Origin of the sequence: Streptomyces sp. NPDC017448, from assembly GCF_044330565.1 — a bacterium.
Lineage (GTDB): Bacteria > Actinomycetota > Actinomycetes > Streptomycetales > Streptomycetaceae > Streptomyces.
Genome location: NZ_JBIRLM010000026.1, coordinates 40,878 through 63,925, shown reverse-complemented (window position 1 = coordinate 63,925; position 23,048 = coordinate 40,878). Strand labels below are relative to the sequence as shown.

Annotated in this window: 22 protein-coding genes, 1 pseudogene and 1 riboswitch; of the genes and pseudogenes, 12 read left to right on the top strand and 11 right to left on the bottom strand. The window is 75.1% G+C overall.

The features are described from left to right. Window positions 1-92: 92 nt before the first annotated feature. Window positions 93-1,736 (bottom strand): Rv2231c family pyridoxal phosphate-dependent protein CobC, encoded by a 1,644-nt coding sequence (gene cobC, locus ACH4K1_RS30205; protein ID WP_398092723.1) that lies wholly within the window; start codon window positions 1,734-1,736, stop codon window positions 93-95. Window positions 1,737-1,966: 230 nt separating this feature from the next. On the opposite strand from cobC, the gene ACH4K1_RS30200 reads away from it, so the two are divergent. After that, on the top strand, window positions 1,967-2,698 hold the full coding sequence (locus tag ACH4K1_RS30200; RefSeq protein WP_398092722.1) for a ZIP family metal transporter: 732 nt from the start codon (window positions 1,967-1,969) through the stop codon (window positions 2,696-2,698). Between the two features lie 58 nt (window positions 2,699-2,756). Here the strand turns inward: ACH4K1_RS30200 and ACH4K1_RS30195 are convergent, their stop codons facing one another. The 7 genes from ACH4K1_RS30195 to ACH4K1_RS30165 form a co-directional block, all read right to left on the bottom strand. After that, window positions 2,757-4,106, bottom strand: a complete 1,350-nt coding sequence (locus tag ACH4K1_RS30195; protein WP_398092721.1) for a cobyrinate a,c-diamide synthase — start codon at window positions 4,104-4,106, stop codon at window positions 2,757-2,759. Then, the gene (gene cobO / locus ACH4K1_RS30190) at window positions 4,100-4,699 is read right to left on the bottom strand and encodes a cob(I)yrinic acid a,c-diamide adenosyltransferase (RefSeq protein ID WP_398092720.1); all 600 of its coding nucleotides are present in this window, start codon (window positions 4,697-4,699) and stop codon (window positions 4,100-4,102) included. Before cobO ends, ACH4K1_RS30195 begins: the two co-directional genes overlap by 7 nt. Then, window positions 4,699-6,747 (bottom strand): putative cobaltochelatase, encoded by a 2,049-nt coding sequence (locus tag ACH4K1_RS30185; RefSeq protein ID WP_398092719.1) that lies wholly within the window; start codon window positions 6,745-6,747, stop codon window positions 4,699-4,701. Before ACH4K1_RS30185 ends, cobO begins: the two co-directional genes overlap by 1 nt. After that, window positions 6,744-8,468 (bottom strand): cobyric acid synthase, encoded by a 1,725-nt coding sequence (locus ACH4K1_RS30180; protein ID WP_398092718.1) that lies wholly within the window; start codon window positions 8,466-8,468, stop codon window positions 6,744-6,746. The genes ACH4K1_RS30185 and ACH4K1_RS30180 overlap by 4 nt, the downstream gene beginning before the upstream one ends. A 77-nt stretch (window positions 8,469-8,545) precedes the next feature. Then, window positions 8,546-9,511 (bottom strand): cobalamin biosynthesis protein, encoded by a 966-nt coding sequence (locus tag ACH4K1_RS30175; protein ID WP_398092717.1) that lies wholly within the window; start codon window positions 9,509-9,511, stop codon window positions 8,546-8,548. A 135-nt stretch (window positions 9,512-9,646) separates the two neighbouring features. Then, window positions 9,647-9,779, bottom strand: a riboswitch (cobalamin riboswitch). A gap of 156 nt (window positions 9,780-9,935) precedes the next feature. Further along, window positions 9,936-10,154 carry a hypothetical protein gene (locus tag ACH4K1_RS30170; RefSeq protein ID WP_398092716.1) on the bottom strand — a complete coding sequence of 73 codons (219 nt, stop codon included), beginning with the start codon at window positions 10,152-10,154 and terminating at the stop codon, window positions 9,936-9,938. A 12-nt stretch (window positions 10,155-10,166) separates the two neighbouring features. Beyond that, window positions 10,167-11,429, bottom strand: coding sequence for an anion permease (locus ACH4K1_RS30165; RefSeq protein WP_398092715.1), 1,263 nt, complete (start codon window positions 11,427-11,429; stop codon window positions 10,167-10,169). 278 nt (window positions 11,430-11,707) lie between these two features. On the opposite strand from ACH4K1_RS30165, the gene ACH4K1_RS30160 reads away from it, so the two are divergent. The 3 genes from ACH4K1_RS30160 to ACH4K1_RS30150 all read left to right on the top strand — a co-directional run bounded on the left by ACH4K1_RS30160 (window position 11,708) and on the right by ACH4K1_RS30150 (window position 15,238). Further along, a complete protein-coding gene (locus ACH4K1_RS30160; RefSeq protein ID WP_398092714.1) occupies window positions 11,708-12,367 on the top strand; it encodes a class II aldolase/adducin family protein in 660 nt (219 codons plus the stop codon). A gap of 230 nt (window positions 12,368-12,597) precedes the next feature. After that, window positions 12,598-13,725: an alpha/beta hydrolase gene (locus ACH4K1_RS30155; protein WP_398092713.1), complete on the top strand. Its 1,128-nt coding sequence runs from the start codon at window positions 12,598-12,600 to the stop codon at window positions 13,723-13,725. A 184-nt stretch (window positions 13,726-13,909) separates the two neighbouring features. After that, the gene (locus ACH4K1_RS30150; protein ID WP_398092759.1) at window positions 13,910-15,238 is read left to right on the top strand and encodes a hypothetical protein; all 1,329 of its coding nucleotides are present in this window, start codon (window positions 13,910-13,912) and stop codon (window positions 15,236-15,238) included. Window positions 15,239-15,354: 116 nt separating this feature from the next. Here the strand turns inward: ACH4K1_RS30150 and ACH4K1_RS30145 are convergent. After that, window positions 15,355-15,498: pseudogene (locus tag ACH4K1_RS30145) on the bottom strand (neutral zinc metallopeptidase); the annotation flags it as partial. A gap of 207 nt (window positions 15,499-15,705) precedes the next feature. On the opposite strand from ACH4K1_RS30145, the gene ACH4K1_RS30140 reads away from it, so the two are divergent. The 3 genes from ACH4K1_RS30140 to ACH4K1_RS30130 all read left to right on the top strand — a co-directional run bounded on the left by ACH4K1_RS30140 (window position 15,706) and on the right by ACH4K1_RS30130 (window position 18,775). Continuing rightward, complete coding sequence (locus tag ACH4K1_RS30140; RefSeq protein ID WP_073769032.1) at window positions 15,706-17,304, top strand: ABC-F family ATP-binding cassette domain-containing protein; 1,599 nt, start codon at window positions 15,706-15,708, stop codon at window positions 17,302-17,304. 320 nt (window positions 17,305-17,624) lie between these two features. After that, window positions 17,625-17,846 carry a helix-turn-helix domain-containing protein gene (locus ACH4K1_RS30135; RefSeq protein WP_006123601.1) on the top strand — a complete coding sequence of 74 codons (222 nt, stop codon included), beginning with the start codon at window positions 17,625-17,627 and terminating at the stop codon, window positions 17,844-17,846. 137 nt (window positions 17,847-17,983) lie between these two features. Continuing rightward, the gene (locus tag ACH4K1_RS30130; protein WP_228994241.1) at window positions 17,984-18,775 is read left to right on the top strand and encodes an enoyl-CoA hydratase/isomerase family protein; all 792 of its coding nucleotides are present in this window, start codon (window positions 17,984-17,986) and stop codon (window positions 18,773-18,775) included. Window positions 18,776-18,924: 149 nt separating this feature from the next. Here ACH4K1_RS30130 and ACH4K1_RS30125 read toward each other — a convergent pair whose 3' ends face one another. Then, window positions 18,925-19,719, bottom strand: coding sequence for a hypothetical protein (locus tag ACH4K1_RS30125; RefSeq protein ID WP_398092712.1), 795 nt, complete (start codon window positions 19,717-19,719; stop codon window positions 18,925-18,927). A gap of 109 nt (window positions 19,720-19,828) precedes the next feature. Here ACH4K1_RS30125 and ACH4K1_RS30120 point away from each other — a divergent pair, with 109 nt between their 5' ends. Genes ACH4K1_RS30120 through amaP form a run of 5 tightly spaced genes read left to right on the top strand, consistent with a single transcriptional unit; the run spans window position 19,829 to window position 22,156 of the window. Beyond that, window positions 19,829-20,299, top strand: a complete 471-nt coding sequence (locus tag ACH4K1_RS30120) for an Asp23/Gls24 family envelope stress response protein (RefSeq protein ID WP_228994243.1) — start codon at window positions 19,829-19,831, stop codon at window positions 20,297-20,299. A gap of 60 nt (window positions 20,300-20,359) precedes the next feature. Then, window positions 20,360-20,551 (top strand): hypothetical protein, encoded by a 192-nt coding sequence (locus tag ACH4K1_RS30115; RefSeq protein WP_073769024.1) that lies wholly within the window; start codon window positions 20,360-20,362, stop codon window positions 20,549-20,551. Continuing rightward, a complete protein-coding gene (locus ACH4K1_RS30110) occupies window positions 20,548-20,898 on the top strand; it encodes an Asp23/Gls24 family envelope stress response protein (protein ID WP_398092711.1) in 351 nt (116 codons plus the stop codon). The genes ACH4K1_RS30115 and ACH4K1_RS30110 overlap by 4 nt, the downstream gene beginning before the upstream one ends. Further along, window positions 20,895-21,572, top strand: coding sequence for a DUF6286 domain-containing protein (locus tag ACH4K1_RS30105; RefSeq protein WP_398092710.1), 678 nt, complete (start codon window positions 20,895-20,897; stop codon window positions 21,570-21,572). The genes ACH4K1_RS30110 and ACH4K1_RS30105 overlap by 4 nt, the downstream gene beginning before the upstream one ends. Window positions 21,573-21,577: 5 nt before the next feature. Further along, on the top strand, window positions 21,578-22,156 hold the full coding sequence (gene amaP, locus ACH4K1_RS30100; RefSeq protein WP_398092758.1) for an alkaline shock response membrane anchor protein AmaP: 579 nt from the start codon (window positions 21,578-21,580) through the stop codon (window positions 22,154-22,156). A gap of 133 nt (window positions 22,157-22,289) precedes the next feature. Here amaP and ACH4K1_RS30095 read toward each other — a convergent pair whose 3' ends face one another. Continuing rightward, on the bottom strand, window positions 22,290-23,045 hold the full coding sequence (locus tag ACH4K1_RS30095; protein WP_398092709.1) for an SDR family oxidoreductase: 756 nt from the start codon (window positions 23,043-23,045) through the stop codon (window positions 22,290-22,292). Window positions 23,046-23,048: the final 3 nt, after the last annotated feature.

Below are 23,048 nucleotides of genomic sequence, written 5' to 3'. Positions count from 1 at the left end.
CCGGGCCTCCGCCCGGCCGTCGAGAACCCTCCGCGGCCGCGCCCCGGCCGGGCGGAAACCCTTCGGCGCCCCGCCCGCGGACGGGGCCCGCCTCAGCCTCCCGAGCGCGCGGGCAGCGCCTGCACCGCCTGGTCCAGCGCCTGGAGGAAACGATTGGTCGTGGTCCGGTCGCGGACCGCCAGCCGCAGCCACTGCGGCCCCAGCCCCGGGAACGTGTCCCCGCGCCGGGCCGCGAAGCCCAGCAGCCGCAACCGCTCGCGTACCTCCGCCGCCCGCTCCAGCCGGATCAGGACGAACGGCCCCCGGGCCTCCTCCACCACCTCCACCTCGCTGAACTCGGCCAGCCCGGCGAGCAGATGGGCCCGGTCCACCGTGATCCGGTCCGCCGCTCCGGCCGCCTCCACCAGCGCCCGCGGCTCCATGCACGCCTCGGCCGCCGCCAGCGCCGGGGTGGAGACGGGCCACAGCGGCTGCGCCCCGGCCAGCAGCGCCACCGTCTCCGGCTCGGCCAGCACATAGCCGATCCGCAGCCCGGCCAGCCCCCACGTCTTGGTGAGGCTGCGCAGCACCACCAGCCCGGGGACGTCCGTCCGCCCGCACAGCGCCTCGCGCTCGCCCGGCACCACGTCCATGAACGCCTCGTCGACCACCAGCGTCCGCCCCGGCCGCGCCAGCTTCTCCAGCAGGGCCGCCGGGTGCAGCACGGACGTCGGGTTGGTCGGGTTGCCGACCACCACGAGGTCCGCCTCCTCGGGCACCGCCGCCGGATCGAGCCGGAATCCGTCCTCGGCGCGCAGCAGGACCCGCCCCACCTCGTGCCCGGCCGCCCGCAGCGCCGCCTCCGGTTCGGTGAACTGCGGGTGCACCACGACCGGACGGCGCGCCCCGAGCGCCCGCGCTATCAGGACGAACGCCTCGGCCGCGCCCGCCGTCAGCAGCACCCGCTCCACCGGCAGGCCGTGCCGGTCGGCGACCGCGGCGCGGGCCGACGCCCCGTCGGGGTAGGCGGCGAGCGAGGCGAGCGACCCGGCTATCCGCTCGCGCAGCCACTCGGGGGGCGTGTGGGTCCGGACGTTCACGGCGAGGTCGGTCAGCTTCTCGCCGCGTACCTCCGCGTCGCCGTGGTGGCGCAGGTCGGGCCCGGCGCTCTCGATGTTCGTGGGGGGATTCATGGCAGCCATGGTGGACGGACCGGGGCCCGCCGTCACCGGTGAAGAGGAATTTTTCCTGCCCGGAACACCGGGCGCCCCGGCGGGGGCCGGATACCGGCGGGCCACCGCGCAGGTCGCGACCCCCCGGCCCGCCGCCCTCCCCCCGGCGGTCCCCCCGCCCGCCGACGCGGTCCCGCCCCGCTCCCCGCCCGTGGCACGGGTCTTCGGCACCACCAGTTCGTCCGCCTCGATCAGCGCCGCCGCCTCGGCGACCGAGGGGGTGCCCGCCACCGCGTCCACCGCGCCCGACGGGTGCGGCACGCGGACCGCGGCCAGCGCCCCGGCCGGATGGGTCCGTACCGGCACCCCGAGCCGGGCCGCCGCCCCTACGATCCCCGGCTCCTCCCCCTTGGCGTCGACCGTCGCGACCTCCGCCACGTCCGCCGCGTCCAGCCCCGCCCCGCGCAACACCGCCTCGATGAGGGCGAACACCACATCACCGGGGACGCCCCTGCGCGCACCGACCCCCACCACGAGACTGCGGGCGCCGGACGCGGGTCCGGGGCCGACGGATGCTCCGGTCATCGGCGGAGTCCTGCCTTTCAGGTGGTACGGCGCGGGGGCGCGGGAGAAGGGACGAGCCCCCTCCGTATACGGAACGGGCGGGTCGTGCGGAACACGGGGCGGGCGGTACGGAACACCGGGGCGGCGCGGCCGGGGGCGTACCCGGCCGGGCGTCGCGGGGGCGCCACGGGCCCCGCCGGTAAGGACACCCTGGGATGCGGAGGGCGGGCCCGATCGGCTAGCAAGGGCCCATGGCGGTGTTCGTCGCGCTCGGCGCGTTCCTGATGACCCTGGCCGGCGGCTGGGTGGCCCGACGCATCACCGACCGCCGCCACCTGGTGCTCGGCTTCGCGGGCGGCCTGATGCTCGGCGTGGTCGGACTCGACCTCCTGCCGGAGGCGGTCGAGGCCGCGGGCGAGCCGGTGTTCGGGGTGCCGGCCGCCCTGCTGCTGTTCGTGGGCGGCTTCCTGGTGGCCCATCTGGTCGAGCGGCTGCTCGCCGTACGCCAGGTGGCGCACGGGGCGGCGGGCCGCCGGGAGGAGCGCGTTCCGCAGGTGGGGCTGACGGCGGCCGCCGCGATGGTCGGCCACAGCCTGATGGACGGCGTCGCGCTCGGCGCCGCCTTCCAGGTCAGCGGCTCCATGGGCGTGGCCGTGGCGCTGGCGGTGATCAGTCATGACTTCGCCGACGGATTCAACACGTACACCCTCACCAGTCTTTACGGGAACACCCGCCGCAAGGCGCTCCTGATGCTGTTCGCGGCCGCGGCGGCACCGGTCGTGGGCGCGGCGACGACGCTGCTGTTCACCCTTCCGGAGGAACTGCTCGGCGGCTATCTCGGCTTCTTCGGCGGAGCCCTGCTCTACCTGGCCGCTGCGGAGATCCTTCCCGAGGCGCACCACACCCATCCCGCCCGCTCCACCCTTCTCTGCACCATCGGGGGCGTGGGCTTCATCTGGCTGGTCGTCGGCATCGCCGAGTGAGCCGCGCGTACGCCCCCGTACGTTCTCGCGCGCCCTGACACGCCCCCGGAAAAGCGGCTCACCGGGCCCGGCAGTGCGCCACGAACCGCCCGGCCACCTCGGGCGAGGCGGCCCAGTGGGTGTGCAGATAGCTCGCGTGCACCCCCCGTTCGACGTACCCCTCGACCCGTCGCTCCGGCTGGTGCATGCCCCAGGCGGGGGTGGCCCCCGCCCCCGGCTCCAGGACCGTGCGGTGGAACTCGTGCCCGCGCATCCGGGTTCCCGCCACCGCCAGCACGCTGTCCGAGACCGCCACCGCCTGCCGGTACCCGAGGGTCAGCCGCTCGGACATCCGGGCCTCGGCGTCGAGCACCCCGCACATCGGCTTCCCGTCCAGCTCCCGCGCCAGATAGAGCAGCCCCGCGCACTCGGCCGCCACCGGGGCGCCGCTCAGGGCCAGCTCCGTGACCGCGTGCCGCAGCGGCCGGTTGGCCGACAGTTCGGGCGCGTACACCTCCGGGAACCCGCCGCCGATCACGATCCCCGCCGTACCCGCCGGCAGCTTCTCGTCCCGCAGGGGGTCGAAGGCCACGACCTCCGCCCCGGCCGCCGTCAGCAGCTCGGCGTGCTCCGCGTAGGCGAAGGTGAACGCCGCCCCGCCCGCCACGGCGACGACGGGCCGGGCCCCCCGCGCCGGGGCGTACGCGGGGCTCCACGGCTCGTCCGGCAGCGCGGGAGCCGTCCGCGCCAGCGCCATCAGCGCGTCCAGGTCGCACCCGGCGCGCACCCGCTCGCCCATGGCGCGTACGGCCTCCACCGCCTCCGCCCCCCGCTCGGCCACCGGGACCAGGCCCAGATGGCGCGAGGGCGTCGCGACCTGCGGGGCCCGCCGGATCACGCCGAGCACCGGCAGCCCCGACTCGTCCAACGCGTCCCGCAACAGCGCCTCGTGCCGGTCGGAGGCCACCTTGTTGAGGATCACGCCGCCGATCCGGACCCCGGTGTCCCAGGAAGCGAACCCGTGCACCAGGGCCGCCACCGAACGGGACTGCGACGAGGCGTCCACCACCAGCACCACGGGGGCGCGCAGCAGCTTCGCCACCTGCGCGGTGGACGCCAGCTCGCCCTGGCCCGAGGCGCCGTCGTACAGCCCCATCACGCCCTCGACCACGGCGAGGTCGCACCCCGCCGACCCGTGCGCGAACAGCGGGGCGATCAACTCCGTCCCGCACATGTACGCGTCGAGGTTGCGGCCGGGGCGTCCCGTCGCCAGCGCGTGGTAGCCCGGGTCGATGTAGTCCGGGCCCACCTTGTGCGGCGAGACGGCGAGCCCGCGCGCGGCGAAGGCGGCCATCAGGCCGGTGGCGACGGTGGTCTTGCCGCTGCCGGAGGCCGGAGCGGCGATGACCAGGCGGGGCGCACTCACCACTCGATGCCCCTCTGGCCCTTCTGCCCCGCGTCCATCGGGTGTTTGACCTTCGTCATGTCGGTCACCAGGTCGGCGGCCTCGACCAGCGCGTCCGGCGCGTTGCGGCCGGTGATCACCACGTGCTGGGCGCCGGGGCGGTTCCGCATCACCTCGACCACCTCGTCGGTGTCGATCCAGCCCCAGTGCAGCGGGTAGGCGAACTCGTCGAGCACGTACAGCTTGTACGTCTCGGCCGCCAGGTCGCGCTTGACCTGCTCCCAGCCCTCGCGCGCCTTCTCCTCGTTGTCGAGCTGGCCGTCGCGCTGGACCCAGGACCAGCCCTCGCCCATCTTGTGCCAGTCGACGGTGCCGCCCTCCCCGCTCGCGCCGAGCACCTTGAGCGCGTTCTCCTCGCCGACCTTCCACTTCGCCGACTTCACGAACTGGAACACCCCGATCGGCCACCCCTGGTTCCAGGCGCGCAACGCCAGCCCGAAGGCCGCCGTCGACTTGCCCTTCCCGATGCCCGTGTGGACGAACAGGAGCGGGCGGTTGCGCCGCTGACGGGTGGTGAGCCCGTCGTCCGGCACCGTGGTCGGCTGTCCCTGCGGCATTAAGCGGCCCTCCCGGCTGCGGTGACGTCCTTGACGAGCCCGGCGATCGAGTCGGCCCGCAGCTCGTCGAGCGTGACGGCGGTGCCTCCCAGTTCCCGGGCCAACTCTCCGGCGAGACCGAGGCGTACGTACCCCGACTCGCAGTCCACGACGACCGCGGCCGTCCCCTCCGAGCGGTGCAGCCGGCCAGCCCGCCCCGCGAGCGCCACCGGCTCGGGACCGCCGGTCGCCCGGCCGTCCGTGACCACGACGAGCAGGGGCCGCCGCGACGGATCGCGCAGCCGCTCCACCCGCAGCACGTCATGGGCCTTGAGCAGCCCGGCGGCCAGCGGGGTGCGGCCCCCGGTCGGCAGCGACTCCAACCGGGCGGCGGCCGCCTCCACGGACGACGTCGGCGGCAGCGCCACCTCCGCCTCCTTGCCCCGGAAGGTGACCAGGCCGACCTTGTCCCGCCGCTGGTAGGCGTCCAACAACAGCGACAGCACGGCCCCCTTGACCGCGCTCATCCGCTGCCGCGCGGCCATCGACCCGGAGGCGTCCACGACGAACAGCACGAGGTTGCCCTCCCGCCCCTCGCGCGTCGCCTGCCGCAGATCGTCCCGGCGCACCACGAGCCCGCGCCCGGTACGTCCGCGCGCCCGCTGGTGCGGAGCGGCGGCCCGCACGGTCGCGGCCAGGTGCAGCTTGGTCAGCGCCCCCTCGGGCCGCCGCGCGCCGGTCGTACGCCCGTGCTCGGTACGGGCCCGGGAGCGCCGCCCGGCAGCGCCCTCCCCGAGCCCCGGCACGCTGAGCGTCTTCGTCCGGAACGGCTCGGCGGACGCCACCGGCCGCTGCTCGCCCCCGGCGGGCCGGCCGGGCGCGCCGGACTCGCCCTCGGGGGCCCGGGACGGCGTGTCCTCGGGCGCCGGGGAGGGCGCGTCGTCCCCCGGGGCCGTGCGGTCCGGTCCGTCGGCCTGCGGCGGCACGCCACCGCCTCCCCCTCCGCCTCCGCCGTCCGGGCCGGGGTCGGGCTCGTCGTCCCCCGGGCCCCCGTCCTGCCCGGCGGACTCGTCGAGGGTCCGGTCGAGCTTCTCCTCGTCCAAGCCGGGCGCGTCGAACGGGTTGCGGCGACGCCGGTGGGGCAGGGCCAGCAGCGCGGCCTGCCGTACGTCGTCGGCGGTGACCTCCTCGCGCCCCGTCCAGGCGGCCAGCGCGGTCGCGGTACGGGCCATGACGATGTCCGCCCGCATCCCGTCCACCTCGAACCCGGCGCAGACCGCCGCGATCTGCCGCAACACGCCGTCGCCCAGCACGACCCGGGGCAGCAGGGCGCGCGCGGCGGCGATCCGCTCACGCAGCGCGCCCTCCTCCTCGGCCCAGCGCGCCGCGAACCCCTCGGGATCGTCGTCGTACGCGAGCCGTCGCCGCACGACCTCCACCCGCTCGTCGGTGTCCCGGGAGGCGGAGACCTCCACGGTCAGCCCGAACCGGTCCAGCAGCTGCGGCCGCAGCTCGCCCTCTTCCGGGTTCATCGTCCCGACCAGCAGGAACCGCGCCGCATGCCGTACGGAGACGCCCTCGCGCTCGACGTACGAGGCGCCCATGGCCGCCGCGTCCAGCAGCAGGTCCACCAGGTGGTCGTGGAGGAGGTTGACCTCGTCCACGTAGAGGATGCCGCGATGCGCGTCGGCCAGCAGCCCCGGCTCGAACGCCTTCACGCCCTCGGAGAGCGCCCGTTCGATGTCCAGTGCCCCCACCAGCCGGTCCTCCGACGCGCCGACCGGCAGCTCCACGGTCCGCGCCGCGCGCGGCACGCCGGCGGCGTCCGCGTGCGGCCCGTCGGGACACGCCGGGTCGGGGGAGGCGGGGTCGCAGGAGAACCGGCACCCGGGGACGACGGAGACCTCGGGCATCAGCGCGGCGAGCGCGCGCACGGCGGTGGACTTGGCGGTCCCCTTCTCCCCGCGCACGAGGACCCCGCCCACAGCGGGACTGACCGCGTTCAGCAACAGCCCGAGCCGCAGGTCGTCCTGTCCGACGATCGCGGTGAAGGGATACGGCGTACTCACTTGGCCTCCTCGTCTACGTCAACACCATCGAGCCCGGGTGCGGCGGGCCCGGCGCGTTCGAACACCCGGGGCGCCGCCTCCGCGGGCCGGGCGAATCCAAGCCCTTCCGGCGACCGGGGGACGGGGGCCGGGGCGGCGCCCCGGCTCTCCGGACCCCCCGCGTCCGCGCCCCCCGGCGCCGAAGGCGCCTCCGTCCCCACGCCGGCCCCCGGCAGGGCAGGGGCCCCCGGCGGCACGAACGGCAGCCCCACCGGCGCGCCCTCCTCGATCAGCCGCCACAACGCGTCCGTGTCCGCGTGCTCCTCGACCAGGTCCCCGAGCCGGTCCAGCTGCTCCTCCCGCAGCACCCCGAAGCTCGTGTCCGGCGCGGGCACGAACCGCCGTCCGGCGGCCCGCGCCACCTCGGCCAGGAACCGCCGCCGGAACGCGTCGCTCTCCAGCGACCCGTGCCAGTGCGTCCCCCACACCGCCCCCACCCGGCACCCGTCCAGGAACGGCTCGCCGCCCCGCACGTCGGCCACCCCGTGGTGGATCTCGTACCCTTCCACCGGCTCGCCCAGCGCGGAGCCGACCGGCCGCGCCAGCGTCTTGGCCCGGTCGAAGCGGATGCGTACGGGCAGCAGGCCGAGCCCGTCCACGACCCCCGCCCGCGACTCCACCTCGTCCTCGATCCGCTCGCCGAGCACCTGGAAGCCGCCGCAGATACCCAGCACCGGCCGGCCCTCCGCCGCCCGCCGGGCCAGCCCGTCCGCGAGGCCGCGCTCGCGCAGCCAGGCCAGCGCCTTCACGGTGCCGCGCGTCCCGGGGACGACCACCAGGTCCGCGTCGGCCAGCTCCTCGGCCCGGTCCACGAACCGCACCACGACGCCCGGTTCGGCGGCCAGCGCGTCCACGTCGGTGAAGTTCGACATCAGCGGCACCGCGCAGACCGCGACCCGCAGCACGTCCTCGCCGTGCGGGGGAGCCACGGCCGACTCCCGCACCGCGCCCCGCAGGGAGACCCGCAGGCCGTCCTCCTCGTCGATGCCGAGCCCGTGGGCGAACGGCAGCACCCCGTACGTCCGCCGCCCGGTCAGCCCGTACAGCATGTCCAGCCCCGGTTCCAGCAGCGAGACGTCGCCCCGGAACTTGTTCACCAGGTAGCCCGCGACCAGCGCCTGGTCCTCGGGGCCCAGCAGCGCGGTGGTCCCGAAGAACGAGGCGAAGACCCCGCCCCGGTCGATGTCCCCGACCACCAGCACCGGGAAGCCCGCCGCCCGGGCGATCCCCATGTTCACGATGTCGGTGCGCCTGAGGTTGATCTCCGCGGGGGAGCCGGCCCCCTCGCAGATCACCGCGTCGTACGTCGACCGGAGCTGCTCCAGGCAGTCGGTGACCGTGCCGAGCAGCGCCTCCTGGCGGCCCCCGTGGTACCCCCGCGCGCTCATCTCGCCGACCGGCCTGCCCATCAGGACCACCTGGCTGGAGCGGTCGCCGCCCGGCTTCAGCAGCACCGGGTTCATCAGGGCCGTCGGCTCCACCCGGGCCGCCTGCGCCTGCATCGCCTGGGCCCGGCCGATCTCCGCGCCCTCCCGGGTCACGAAGGAGTTCAGCGACATGTTCTGCGCCTTGAACGGCGCGACCTTCACGCCCCGGCGCACCAGCCAGCGGCAGATGCCCGCCGTGACGACGCTCTTGCCCGCGTCCGATGTGGTCCCCGCGACCAGCAGTCCACCGCTCATGCCCGCTCCCGCTCCCGTTGCCCCGCCGGGCCGCGCACGCCCGTACCCGTTCCGTACCGTCTTCCGCGCCGGACCGTTCACGCCCGTCCCCGCTTCCGCCCCGCGAGAAGGCGCCCCGCCGCCAGCCGGCCCGCCGCGCAGACGCCGAGGGCCAGCACGCCGACCCGGCGAGACAGCCGCACCGCGCGCTCGATGTCCGCCCCGCGCACCTCCCGCCCGGCCGCCCCGTTCAGCACGGGGCGGTGCTCGACGCGCCCCGCGTACGCCAGCGTCCCGCCGAGCCGTACGCCGAGCGCCCCGGCGAACGCGGCCTCCACCGGCCCCGCGTTCGGGCTCGGATGGCGGTGCGCGTCGGCCTTCCAGGCGCGCACGGCGTCCCGGGGCCGCCCGCCGCCCGCCACGGCCAGCGCGGCCGTCAGCCGGGCGCCCGGCCACCCCGCCACGTCGTCCAGGCGGGCCGAGGCCCAGCCGTAGCGGCGGTAGCGGGGCGACCGGTGGCCGACCATCGCGTCGAGGGTGTTGACCGCCCGGAAGGCGACGAGCCCCGGCACCCCGCCGATCGCGCCCCACACCAGCGCGCCCACGACGGCGTCCGAGGTGTTCTCCGCGACCGACTCGACGACGGCGCGGGCGATCCCCGGGCCGTCCAGGGCCTGCGGATCGCGCCCGCACAGATGCGGCAGCCGCTCCCGGGCCGCCTCCACGTCCCCGGCGTCCAGCGCCCCGCCGACGGCACGGGCCTCCCGGCCCAGCGACGTACCGCCGAGGACGGACCAGGCGGTGGCGGCGGTCAGCGCGACGGCGAGCGCGGGGCGGTCGCGCACGGCGCGCGCGGCCAGCGCGGCGGCCCCCGCGGCGCCTCCGGCGCAGACGAGGGTGTGCAGCGCGCCCCGGCCCCGGTCGTCGCGCCACAGCAGGGACTCCACCCGCGCGGCGGCGCGGCCGAAACCGGCGACGGGGTGGCCGCGCCGGGGGTCGCCGAACAGGGAGTCGGCGATCAGCCCGGCCGCGGCGCCGTACGCGAAGACGCGATCGGCCCGCACGGGTCAGCCCGCCGCGGGGAGAGGCGTTCCGGCGGCTCGGCCCGGAGTCGGGGGCACGGAATGCGGCACACGGCGGCCGGGCATGGCGTAGTCCTCACTCAGGGTCCGCGCCCTGGTTCGACGTGACGGCGACGAGAGTCTCCTGGCTCCCGGATCCGCAGTTCCCCCGGCCTTCCAGCCCGCGTACCGCGAGCCGTGACGTCCGATGTGGGGGAGTGCTCCCCGGTGACAGTGGCGGGACCGCGCCGGATTCGCACCGGCTTCCTCTGCTGTCGCCGTAAATGGCTCCGGCAGTCCACCACGCCCCGCGAACAACCGTCAACTCGCCGTTGACCTGCGGGGCTCCACTGTGGGCAGACGCACATCGGGCCGGACACACAGATGTGTGTCCGGCCCGATGGGGCGCCCGCGGGCGGGGTACGGGTCAGGCGACGATCAGGTAGATCCCGTACGCGACCGCCGCCGCGCACGCCGCGAAGCAGGCGTAGGCGCTGGTGCGGGCCAGCGCCGCCGAACCGCCGCCGGACGTGGCCGACAGCTTGGAGAGGGCGACGATGCCCAGGGTGAAGAGGCCGACCAGCGCGACGGTGACGACGAGACTGACACCGAAGACGGAGGCGAGAGCTGCCCAGTCGATTTTCATACGGATCTGTCCTTACACCGTGGCCGTCGGCCGGGCCGGGTCGTCGGGCGCCGATGCCGGGGCCGCGATGGTGGTCATGAGGTCGGCGGCCGGGACGCCGGCCGGCGGCGGCTGGACCGCGGCCATGGCGGTGGTGACGACGCCCTGCGGCTCGTCGGCCGCGGCCGAGTCGTTGACGTTGGTGTGGTCGACCGGCTGGCGGCGCGAGGCCAGCCAGATGGCGAACGAGCCGCCGATCAGCAGGAGCGCGGTGACGGCGATGCCCCACGTGCCCTGCTTGGTCAGGAACTCGGCGGCGGCGCCGACCAGCCCCGCGGCCGGCAGCGTCAGACCCCAGGCGACGAACATCCGGGTGGCGGTGGACCAGCGGACCACGCCCCCCTTGCGGCCGAGGCCCGCGCCCATCACGGCACCCGAGCAGGACTGGGTGGTGGAGAGCGAGAAGCCGAGGTGCGAGGAGGCCAGGATGACGGTGGCCGCACTGGTCTGGGCGGCGAAGCCCTGCGGCGGCTTGAGGTCGGTCAGGCCGCTGCCCATGGTGCGGATGATGCGCCAGCCGCCCAGGTAGGTGCCGAGCGCGATGGCGACGCCGGCGGAGACGATGACCCACATCGGCGGGTTGGAGCCCGGGGCCAGGACGCCGCTGGTGACCAGGGCGAGAGTGATGATGCCCATCGTCTTCTGGGCGTCGTTGGTGCCGTGGGCGAGCGAGACGAGACCCGCGGAGGCGATCTGCCCGGCCCGGTAGCCCTTGGCGGTGGACTTCTGCTGGTTCGGGTCGGTGACGTTCCGGTTGATCCGGTACGTCAGCCGCGTGGCCAGCATCGCGGCGAGGCCGGCGACCACGGGGGCGGCGATCGCCGGGAGGAGGACCTTGGTGACGACGGTGCCGCCGTTGATCGAGGACCAGCCGGCCGACATCACCGCGGCGCCGATCAGACCGCCGAACAGGGCGTGGGAGGAGCTGGAGGGCAGGCCGACCAGCCAGGTCAGCAGATTCCACAGGATGGCGCCGACGAGCGCCGCGAAGATGACCTCTGTTCTGAGGCCGTCCTCATTGACGATCCCGCCGGAGATCGTCTTGGCGACCTCCACCGAGAGGAACGCGCCGATCAGGTTGAGAACGGCGGACATCGCCACCGCTGTCTTGGGTTTCAGTGCGCCGGTCGAGATGGTCGTCGCCATCGCGTTGGCGGTGTCGTGGAAACCGTTCGTGAAATCGAACACGAGAGCTGTTACGACCACAATCGCAAGCAGCAGCGTGATGTGTTCCATTTACCCAGGCAATCGTTCGACGTCAGTGGCTAGTAGAACGTAGGCAACCTGGATGAACGGAAGATGAACTGGGCAGGGCGTTGTGGTGACCCCAAGCGGAGTGGGCCGCTTCCGGTTGTGTGCGGGAGAGGCCGAGCGAGGCCCGTGGGGTGCGGCGTGGGCTGCTCTTTGCCGCTTGTTGGCGAAGATTTTTGAACGGCCGTTCGGCACTCGATGGAGATCCCCGTCACGTGCCGTGCGACGTTCCGGTTGCCCGGGTTCCCCCCTACGCTCGCCCCATGACTCACCAACACCCGGAATCCGTGGACCGCGTGTGGCGGGACGTCGTGGACACCGCGCGCCGCAGCGCGGCGGACGGCCTGGTCGTCGGCACCTCGGGCAACGTGTCCGCCCGCGTCGGCGACCTGATCCTGGTGACCCCCAGCGGCGTGCCCTACGACCGGCTCGGACCCGGCGACGCGGTAGGCGTCGACCCGGAGGGCCGCCGGGTCCTCGGGGAGCTGGAGCCGACCAGTGAACTCCCCCTCCACCTGGCGGTCTACCGCTCCACCGACGCCGCCGCGGTGGTGCACACCCACGCCGTGCACGCCACCGCCGTCTCCACCCTCGTCGCCGAGGTGCCGCTCGTCCACTACGCGGCCGCCGCCCTCGGGGGCCCGGTCCGCACCGCCCCCTACGCCCGCTACGGCACCCCGGAGCTGGCCGAGGCGGTGCTCGAAGCGCTCCGGGACCGCACCGGCTGCCTGCTCGCCAACCACGGCGCCGTCACCTACGGCGACACCCTCGACCAGGCGTACGACCGCACCGCCCAGCTGGAGTGGCTCTGCCGCGTCTGGCTCACCGCGAGCTCCGTTCCGGGCCGCACCCCGGCCCTGCTGGACGAGGCCCGGCTCGCCGAGGTGACGGAAGCGCTCCAGGCGTACGGCCAGCGCGGCTGACGTACGCCGCGCCCCCGGCGACCCGAGGGGCGCCGGGGGCGCGGGGGCCCGGGCCCCAGGCCCGGCGAGGCGCGGGCGGCCCCGGAGGCGCGCGTGGCCTCCCAGCCGCACGGGCGCGTCCGGTCCCTGGCCGCACGGGGCGCAAGGGACCTCCGGGGCGCGGGGGCCGGCCGGCCCCGGACGGCCGTCGTCCACTGGCAGCACGCCGCCCGCCCCGCGACACTGAAGCGGTGCGCCCGGTAACCGCGACGGCAACGGCCGTCACCACAGTCCTCGGCGCCGGCGCGGCAGCGGTCGCGGCCGGCCGGTACGCGGGCGACGTCGCCCTCAGGGCGACGCCCGGCCGACCCCTCCCCGCCGACCGCCGGCTCACCGTGCACGCCACGGCGGCCGGGCGGACCACCCTGACCCGGTCCTTCTCGGCGCTCCGGCCCGGCACCTACGGCCTGGCGGGGCCCGGCGTCCACGCGGTCGTCGGGCCCGTGATCGAGGGGGCCCCGCACGCCGCCGACACCGTGGTGCGGAAGCTGGAAGGCGTCGGCCGGGGGCTCCTCGCACCCGGCGCGAAGGTCCGGCTCACCCCCGAGCTGTACGGCGGCGACCCGCGCAGCGACCTCGGCCTGGACCACCAGGACGTCGAGATCCCCGGCGAACGGGGCCCCCTGCCCGCCTGGTACGTCCCCGGCGGGCGCGACACCTGGGTGATCACGGTGCACGGCCTCGGCACGACCCGGGCCCACCCCATGAACGTGATGGGCTTCCTGCACGGGCAGAGCCTCCCCGTGCTCGACCTCGCCTACCGGGGCGACCCCGGGGCCCCGCGCGCCGCCGACGGCGTCGGCCGCTTCGGCGCCTCCGAGTGGCGCGACGTCGACGCCGCCATCCGCTTCGCCCTGCGGTACGGGGCCCGGAACGTGATCGTCCACGGCTGGTCCACCGGTGCCACCATGGCCCTGTACGCCGCCGTCGAGTCCCCGCTCCGCGACCGGATCAGCGGCATCGTCCTCGACTCCCCGGTGCTGGACTGGCAGACCACCCTGCGCGCCCTGGCCGTCGCCCGCGGCGTCCCGGCCGCCCTGCTGCCGCTCGCCGTCCGCGCCGCCCAGGGCCGGACCGGTATGAACCCCGCTCCGGTGCTGGAGACCTCCGCGCCGGTCACCCTGGACACCCCGACCCTGATCCTGCACGGGCCCGACGACACGATCGCCCCCTGGGGGCCCTCCCGCGAACTCGCCGCCCGCCGCCCGGAGCTGGTCGCCCTCCACGCCGTGCCGCAGGCTCCGCACGCGTCGATGTGGAACGCCGGCCCGGCCCGCTACGAGGAGACGCTGCGGCGCTTCCTCACGCCCCTCATGTGAGCCGATGGGGTGAACTCTCCCCCTTGTCGTCGCGTCCGGGGAACCTTTCACGTACCGGTGAAACGCCTTCCGTTTGGGCTTTCGGGCCGTCAGGGGCAAGACTGCTCCCGTGACGTCCCGTACTCCGCGCGACTCCAGACTGCGACTTGTCCGCCCGCGACCCCTCGCCACCGCCCGCAAAGCGGTGACCACCCGGCGCACCAGGCCGGCGCCCCGGCCCCCCGAGGGCACCCCGCCCCGGGCGGAACTGGCCCGCCAGGCGAGGGCGGTCCTCGCCGACGCCGTACGCATCGCCCACTGGGCGGCGGACGCGTCAGGGCAGGGCACCACCGCCCCGCTCGCGGCCCACGCCCTCGAACGGGCCGCCGCCGCCCTGGAGCTCTCCCCGGCACAGGTCCGGGCGGGATGGGACCGGGCCCGGCTGGCCGGACTGATCGAGCTGCACGGCGGGACCGCCCGCCCCGGCTGGCGGCTGCGCGCCTGGGACCGGGACGACTCCGCCGTCCTGCGCGGCTGGGTGGCGCTCTTCGACGCCTGGTCGCTCGTCCACGCCGCTCCGGCCGGCATCGAAGCCGGCGCGGTCGCCGAAGCGGTCGAGGCCGTGCCCCAGGTGCTCTCGCTCCTCCAGCTCTCCGCGGGCCCCGTCACCGTCCCCGCCCTGCTGGACCTCCTCGGCCAACGCGTCGCCGAACTCCGCGAGGAGCGCTGCGAAGTCCCCCTGGGGCCCGGCAGCCCCGCGACCGGCGGCCCGGCCGGCCCCGTCGCCCCGGCGGAGCCCGCCCGCCGCGCCGACCTCAACGCCCTGCTGCTCGACTGGGCCCTGGAGGGCCTCGCCGCCGTCGGGGCGCTCACCCTCGGCCGGGGGCACGCCACCCTCACCCCCCTCGGCAACTGGGCGGTCTGGGTCAAACTGGAACAGATCTGCGTCGCCGCCCAGAGCCCGGCCGGGAACATCGAGCAGTCCGCCGCCGACATGCTCCTCGGCTGCGCCCGGCTCACCCCCGGCCCGGCCCGCGACGAGTACCGCGCCTGGCTCGCCGCCCGCACGGTCGGCAGCGCCGTCGCCGAACTGCTCGCCGTCGCCCGGGGCGAGGACGCCCTCCTGCGCGGACTGGCCTTCGAGGCGCTGAGGGTGGTCGGCGCCCCCGCCGAACCGGAGGTCCGCTCCGTACTGGCCGAGCCCTCGCTGCGCCCCTACGCGCTGCTCTGGCTCGCCGAGTACGAGGGCAACGACCCCGACGACGCCCAGGACGTCCTCAGCCGTGAGGAGGCCACCTGGCTCTGGGTCGACACCGCCGCCGCCGTCGCCGACCACGGCGAGACCGGGCTGCTCGTGCGCCACCTCGACACCGCCGTCCAGGGCACCGTCCCCGCCCTCCTCGACGAGGTCAGGGCCGTCGGCCACCCGCGCACCGTCCAGGTCCTGGTCGCGCTCGCCGCCGCCCACCCGGACCCGGCCCTGGCCAAGGCGGTCCGGCGGGCCGCCTTCCAGGTCCACACCGGGGGAACCTGAGCCGCACGCGTCCGGACCGGGCGCGGGGGCCCGGCCCCGGGGAAGGCGGCGCGCCAACCCCGCCCGTCGGGGACGCGCGCGGCCGGCGGCAGTCGGCGGGGGAGGGCCGTACCCGGTCAGGCGGAGGTGTCGCACCGGTCCGTGTCGCCCGTGCGGAACCCGGCGGAGTACCCCTGCTGCCGCTGCGCCGCCGGACCGTGCGTCCAGGACTCCGGCGCGACCCGGCCCCGGCGCCTCTGCCGGATCCGGTCGTCGTCGAACCGCGCGGCCGTCCCCTCGGGCCCGGGCGGGCGCCGGTGTGCCGCCCTGCGCCGGGTATCGGACGGCTCGTCCCGACGGGCACGCGGAAAAGCAGTTGCGGACCGCCAGTAGAATGGGCCGTATGGCCTTTCTCCTTGTGCATTAGCGGCGTCGAGAGACCTCCGCCCCTCGTCCTCCGCCGTCCAACACTGCCCTGGAGTTTTTCCGTGATCACCGCTTCCGGCATCGAGCTGCGCGCCGGCGCCCGCATCCTCATCGAGTCCGCCTCCTTCCGTATCGCCAAGGGCGACCGCATCGGCCTCGTCGGCCGCAACGGAGCGGGCAAGACCACCCTCACCAAGTGCCTCGCGGGGGAGGGCGCCCCCGCCGCCGGCACCATCACCAGGTCCGGCGAGGTGGGCTACCTCCCGCAGGACCCGCGCACCGGCGACCTCGACGTCCTCGCCCGGGACCGCGTCCTCTCCGCACGCGGTCTCGACGAGATCCTGCGCAAGATGCACGAGAACGAGGACCGGATGGCGAACGGCAAGGGCGCCACCCGTGAGAAGGCGATGAAGAAGTACGAACGCCTGGAGACGGAGTTCCTCACCAAGGGCGGGTACGCCGCCGAGGCCGAGGCCGCCACCATCGCCGCCGCGCTCAACCTGCCCGACCGGGTCCTCGGCCAGCCCCTGCACACGCTCTCCGGCGGTCAGCGCCGCCGCGTCGAGCTGGCCCGCATCCTCTTCTCGGACGCCGACACCCTGCTCCTGGACGAGCCGACCAACCACCTCGACGCCGACTCCATCGTCTGGCTGCGCGACTACCTCAAGTCCTACCGCGGCGGCTTCGTCGTGATCTCCCACGACGTCGAACTGGTCGAGACGGTCGTCAACAAGGTGTTCTACCTCGACGCCAACCGCTCCCAGATCGACGTCTACAACATGGGCTGGAAGCTCTACCAGCAGCAGCGCGAGGCCGACGAGAAGCGCCGCAAGCGCGAGCGCCAGAACGCCGAGAAGAAGGCCGCCGCCCTCAACTCGCAGGCCGACAAGATGCGGGCCAAGGCCACCAAGACCGTGGCCGCCCAGAACATGGCCAAGCGGGCCGACCGGCTGCTGGCCGGCCTGGAGGCCGTCCGCGTCTCCGACAAGGTCGCCAAGCTGCGCTTCCCCGAACCCGCCCCCTGCGGCAAGACCCCCCTGATGGCGGAGGGCCTCTCCAAGTCCTACGGCTCGCTGGAGATCTTCACCGACGTCGACCTCGCCATCGACAAGGGCTCCCGCGTCGTCATCCTCGGTCTCAACGGCGCGGGCAAGACCACGCTGCTGCGTCTGCTCGGCGGTGCGGAGAAGCCCGACACCGGCGAGATCATCCAGGGGCACGGTCTCAAACTCGGCTACTACGCCCAGGAGCACGAGACCCTCGACCCGGAGCGCACCGTCCTGGAGAACATGCGCTCCGCCGCCCCCGACCTCGACCTCGTCGAGGTCCGCAAGACGCTCGGCTCCTTCCTCTTCTCCGGCGACGACGTCGACAAGCCCGCAGGCGTGCTCTCCGGCGGTGAGAAGACCCGGCTCGCGCTCGCGACCCTGGTCGTCTCCTCCGCCAACGTGCTGCTGCTCGACGAGCCGACGAACAACCTCGACCCCGCCAGCCGCGAGGAGATCCTCGGCGCGCTGCGCACCTACAAGGGCGCGGTCGTCCTCGTCACCCACGACGAGGGCGCGGTCGAGGCGCTCCAGCCGGAGCGGATCATCCTGCTTCCGGACGGGGTCGAGGACCTCTGGGGAGCGGACTACCGCGACCTCGTCGCCCTCGCCTGATCCACCGGGGGTGGATCATTCGGCCTACGCGTGATCCGTCATCTGTGTGAGAACCTCTCGTACTCCGGTGGTGCGCCGGGCGCTCGCCCGCCGTGCGCCCCCCTCCGGGCGATTTCTCCTCGTACGGCCCTGACCTGCCGGTTCTCCGGCCGATCGGGGTCGTACGCCTGTGTGCGCCCTCGGGAACGAGGGGTTCCGGTCGTGTCGACGCCCTCCGCGGCCGGGAAACCGCACGCACCGACCTTGCCGAATGGGTGGCCAGGAAGCGCGGGAGGGGTGATCATGAGAGTCCAGAGCGCACTTCCCATGAGGAGGCACGGGTGGCCGAGACTCTGAAGAAGGGCAGCCGGGTGACCGGCGCCGCGCGTGACAAGCTCGCGGCAGACCTGAAGAAGAAGTACGACTCCGGTGCGAGCATCAGGGCGCTGGCCGAGGAAACCGGCCGCTCCTACGGGTTCGTCCACCGGATGCTCAGCGAGTCCGGAGTGACGCTGCGAGGACGCGGCGGCGCGACACGGGGCAAGAAGGCCGCTTCGGCCTGAGGGCGCAGCTCTTCGACGCCTGCGGGCCCAGCGGGAATTTCGGGGTGGCCACCCGGTCGACCATACGGTCGCCCGGGTGGTTACTGTTCAGTCACTTAGTTCCTTCGTGCTGACCGCACCCCATCCGGAGGCGCCCCATGACCTCGCTCGACACTGTGCTCGACAAGGACGGCGTACGGCTCACCGTCGACGATGCCGTCGCCACGGTGACGCTCGCCAACCCGGCCAAGCGCAACGCTCAGTCTCCCGCTCTGTGGCGGGCGTTGACGGAGGCCGGGCGGGCGCTGCCCGGCACGGTGCGGGTCGTGGTGCTGCGCGGCGAGGGCAAGTCCTTCTCCGCGGGCCTCGACCGGCAGGCGTTCACCCCCGAGGGCTTCGACGGCGAGCCGTCGTTCCTCGACATGGCGCGCGGCTCCGAGGCCGAACTCGACGCCGTCATAGCCGAGTACCAGGAGGCGTTCACCTGGTGGCGCCGCAACGACCTCGTGTCCATCGCGACGGTCCAGGGCCACGCCATCGGCGCCGGCTTCCAGCTCGCCCTCGCCTGCGATCTGCGCATCGTCGCCGAGGACGTGCAGTTCGCCATGCGTGAGACCAGCCTCGGCCTTGTTCCCGACCTCACCGGCACCCACCCGCTGGTCCACCTCGTGGGGTACGCCCGCGCCCTCGAAATCTGCGCCACCGGCCGCTTCGTGCACGCCGAGGAGGCCGAGCGCACCGGTCTCGCCAACCTGGTGGTCCCCGGCGATCAGCTCGACGCGGCCGCCCGCGACCTCGCCGCCGCCCTGGTGGCCGCCCCCCGCGACGCCGTCATCGAGACGAAGGCGCTGCTGGCCGGGGCGCTCTCGCGCGACTACGAGCAGCAGCGCGTCGCCGAGCGGGCCGCTCAGGGCCGCCGCCTCCGCGACCTGGCGGGCATCACCGACTAGGCCCCGACAGCGGGCCCCGCCGTCGCCGGGAGCGGGCGTGCCGGCCGGCGGCGGCTCGACGGCGGGTCCCGACCGCACCGGCCCGCCGCCCCGGCCCCGCCGTCCGCCGCCCGGGGGCGGCCCGTGCCCGCTCCGGCCTCCCGCCGGGCTCAGCCGTCGCGGTCCCCCGACCCGCCGGGCCCGCCGGTGGAGCCGGAGCCGGAGCCGCTGGGCGTGGTGCCGCCCGGCAGCTCCACCACCTCCGTGACCAGCACCGACACGGGCAGCGGCCGGTCCAGGGCGGCGGTGACCGCCGTGCGCACCGACCGGGCCACCTCCCGCGCGCCGTGGTCCCCGGCCGTCGCCACCTCGACCCGCACATGGTCCGCGGCCGTGTGCACCGGCGAGCCCAGGACCCGGGTGAGCGAGACGACGCCCGGTACTCCGGCCGCCGCCTCCGCCACCGGGCCCTCCGCCTCGGCGACCGGAACCGCCGGCGTCCTCCGTTCCGTCACCTGATCGGGCGCACCGTCCGTGAGCAATGCCGTCACCGTCAGGTCCACCTCGGTGATCTCCAGGCCCAGCCGGGCGGCGGCGGCCGTGAGGAGAGCCGCGCGCAGGGCCGCCGCCGCGTCGGGCAGCGGCCGGTCGAGGGCGGCCGAGAAATCCGCCTCGATCCGCAGCGCCACCGGGGGCAGCGCACCCGGCGGGGCCGGAGGGGCCGCCGGGGCGTCGGGGGCTGTCGGAGAGCCGGCCAGCGCCTCCTCCGCCGGGCCGATCCGCAGCTTCCCCAGCACTGTTCCGGGGCGGGCCGCCGCCCCGCGCAGCACCGATGCGGCAGCCGTCTCCGCGATCCAGGTCCCCTCCGCCGGGCCGCCCAGGGGCAGCAGCCTGCCCAGGCCGAGCCGTTCCCGTACCGCAGCGGTCCATCCGTCGACCCTCTCGGGGCCCCGCGCCGTTGTCATTGCCCCAGCCTGCCGTATCCACGGCGCGGGATCGCGAAAGCGCACTTAACGTGAGCAAGGAAGTCCTTCTGTCCGGAGTATCCGGAATGTCCCGAAGGGAAGAGCGGCGATGACTGAAAGCTCCCAGCGCACCAACCCCGACACCGGCTCGGGCGGCAAGTCCCTCGGCAAGCGAGGCGGCGGTGACCCGGGCACCCGGGGCCGTACCACCATCGCCGACGGCGTCGTCGAGAAGATCGCCGGGATGGCGGCACGCGACGTGTCCGGCGTCCACGCGATGGGCAGCGGCCTCTCGCGGACCTTCGGCGCCGTCCGCGACAAGGTCCCCGGCGGTGGGAAGTCCGTCACCCGCGGGGTGAAGGCGGAGGTCGGCGAGTCCCAGGCCGCCCTCGACCTGGAGATCGTCGTCGAGTACGGCGAGGCCATCTCCGAGGTGGCCCGCGACGTCCGCGAGAACGTCGTCTCCGCGGTGGAACGCATGACCGGCCTCGAAGTCGTCGAGGTCAACATCGCGGTCAGCGACGTCAAGCTGCCCGACGAGGACGACGATGACGACCAGTCCGAACAGCGCGTCCAGTAGTCCTTCCGCATCTCCGTCGCACGGCGGTCGAGTCGCACGGCAATCGAGGAGAGAGACACGATGAGCATGGCTGTCGCCGGCCTGTTGGCCGGCATGGCGCTCGGGTTCGCCGGATACTTCGGCGGATTCGGAGCCTTCGTCCTGGTGGCCGCCCTGGGCGCGATCGGCTTCGTCGCCGGCCGCTTCCTGGACGGTGACCTGGAGCCCGGCGACTTCTTCCGGAGTCGCGAGCGCGCCGACCGGCGACGGTGACGGCGGTGACCGGCCGGGTCGCCGCCGCCGAACGGGGCGAGACCCGGATCGCCGACCGCGTCGTCGCCAAGATCGCCGCCCAGGCGGCGAAGGAGGCCGTCGAGAACCCGCCGGCGGACGGGATCTCGCCGCGGGCGACGGTCACCGTGCACCGGGACTCCGCCCGGGTCCGGGTCAGCCTGGAACTGGGCTACCCCGGCGACATCGGCCGTACGTGCGGCGCCGTCCGCCGCCGCGTCGCCCACCGGGTCAATACGCTCGCCGGCATGGAGGTCCCCGAGGTGGCCGTGCAGGTCGAACGGCTGCACCCCACCGGAACGAGCGCCGCACAGGGGAGGATCCGATGACCGAGCCCGGTGAACCGACCGGCTCCACCCGGCGGATGCCCACCGTCGGGCAACGCGGCGGCGACCCTCCCTCCACCCCGCCCTCCGCCGACCGCGAACCGGTCCCGACCCTCGAACAGGGCGACGGCGACAGGGCCGGCCGCTTCTGGTCCGCGCGCAGGATTCCGGCCGCCCTGCTGGCCCTCGTGCTCCTGGGCGCGGCCGGTCTGCTGCTCTACGACATCGCCGCCGTACGGGCCGACCACCCCGCCATGCAGTGGCGGCGCTCGCTCGCGGACGGTCTGGCCGAGCGGCACCTGGACGACGTCGCGGTGCTCGTCGGCGCGGGCGTCGCCGCGGCGATCGGCCTCTGGCTGATCCTGCTGGCCCTCACCCCCGGACTGCGCGGCCTGCTGCCGATGCGCCGGGACCGGGCGGGCGTCCGCGCCGGCCTCGATCGCGACGCCGCCGCACTGGTCCTGCGGGACCGGGCCGTAGGAGTGCCCGGGGTGCAGTCCGTCCGGGTCCGGGTGGGGCGGCGGAAGGCGAAGGTGCGCGCACTGGCGCACTTCCGGGAGCTCGACGACGTGAGGGCCGACCTGAACTCCGTGCTGGAGAAAGCCGTGGGGGAGCTGGGCCTGGCGAAGCCGCCGGCCCCCTCCGTCCAGGTGCACCGACCGCCGAAGAAGGGATGAGCCGCATGCGCTCCACCGTCAACCGGGTCCTGCTGGCCCTGGCCGGACTGGTGCTGGTCGTGGTCGGCGGGGCCGTGCTCGCCGCGGGCCTCGGCGCGTCCGTGCCGACCTGGTGGCCCTGGGACGGCAAGGGCGACGTGCTGCTCAGCACGGCCGCCCGGCACCGCTGGCGCGACGAGGGCTGGTGGTGGCCGACCGTGATCGCGGTCCTCGCCGTCCTGGTGGTCCTCGCCCTGTGGTGGTTCCTCGCCCAGCTGCGCCGCGGCCGGCTCGCGGAGGTCCTGGTGGACAGCGGCGACGGCGAAGGGGCCCGGCTGCGGGGCCGCGCCCTGGAGAACGTGGTCTCCGACGAGGCGGGCGACCTGGACGGGGTGTCCCGCGCCCGGACGGTGCTGACCGGCCGCCGCACCGCGCCCCGGGCCCGGGTCCGCCTGCTGACGGAGCCGCACGCCGCGCCCCGGGAGACGCTGAACGCGGTCGCGGACGGAGCGCTGAGGCACGCCAGGGAATCGGCCGGCCTGGCCGAACTCCCCGCCGAGGTCCGGCTCAAGGCCGTCAAGCACCGCGCCGCACGCGTGTCCTGACGGCCCCGGGCGCCCACCCCCGGAAGCAGTCCGGCCGTCGCCCGGTGCGTACGCGCGGCAGGGGGCGGCCGACACCGCCCCCTGCCGCGCCGAACGGACGGCGCGCCCCCGGCGCGGCCGTCCCCCCGGCCGGTCAGAAGCCGCGCCGGGCTCCGCCGTCGACCGGGACCATGACGCCCGTGAGGTACGAGGCGGCGGGGGAGAGCAGGAACGCGGCGGTCTTCCCGAACTCCTCGGGCGTCCCGTAGCGCCGCAGCGGAATCCGCGCCTCGTTCGCGGTGCGGGCCGCCTCCGCGTCGCCGGACAGGGCGTCCAGCTCGCGGACCCGGTCGGTGTCGATGCGGCCGGGCAGCACGCCCACCACCCGGACGCCGCGCGGTCCCAACTCGTCGGCGAGCGACTTGGCGAAGCCGGCGAGACCGGGGCGCAGCCCGTTGGAGATGGTCAGCCCCGCGATCGGCTCGTGGACCGACCCGGAGAGCACGAAGCCGATCACCCCGCCCTCGCCGAGAGCGGCCGCAGCCGTCCGGGCCAGCCGTACCGCTCCCAGGAACACCGTCTCGAACGCCGTCTGCCACTGGTCGTCCGTGTTGTCGGCGAGGAAGCCGGGGGCGGGCCCGCCGACGCTGACGAGGATGCCGTCGAGCCGCCCGAAACGCTCCCGCGCGGTGTCCACCAGGCGCTGGGCGGCGCTCGGGTCGGCGTTGTCCGCGGCGATCCCGACCACGTCCGGGCCCAGCCCGGCGGCGGCCTCCCCGACGGACGCCCCGTCCCGGCCGGTGATGATCACTTTCGCGCCGTCGTCGGCCAACGCCCGGGCCGTGGCGTTGCCGAGGCCCCGGGTGGCTCCGGTGACGATGTAGACGCGGTCCTTCAGTCCAAGATCCATGGC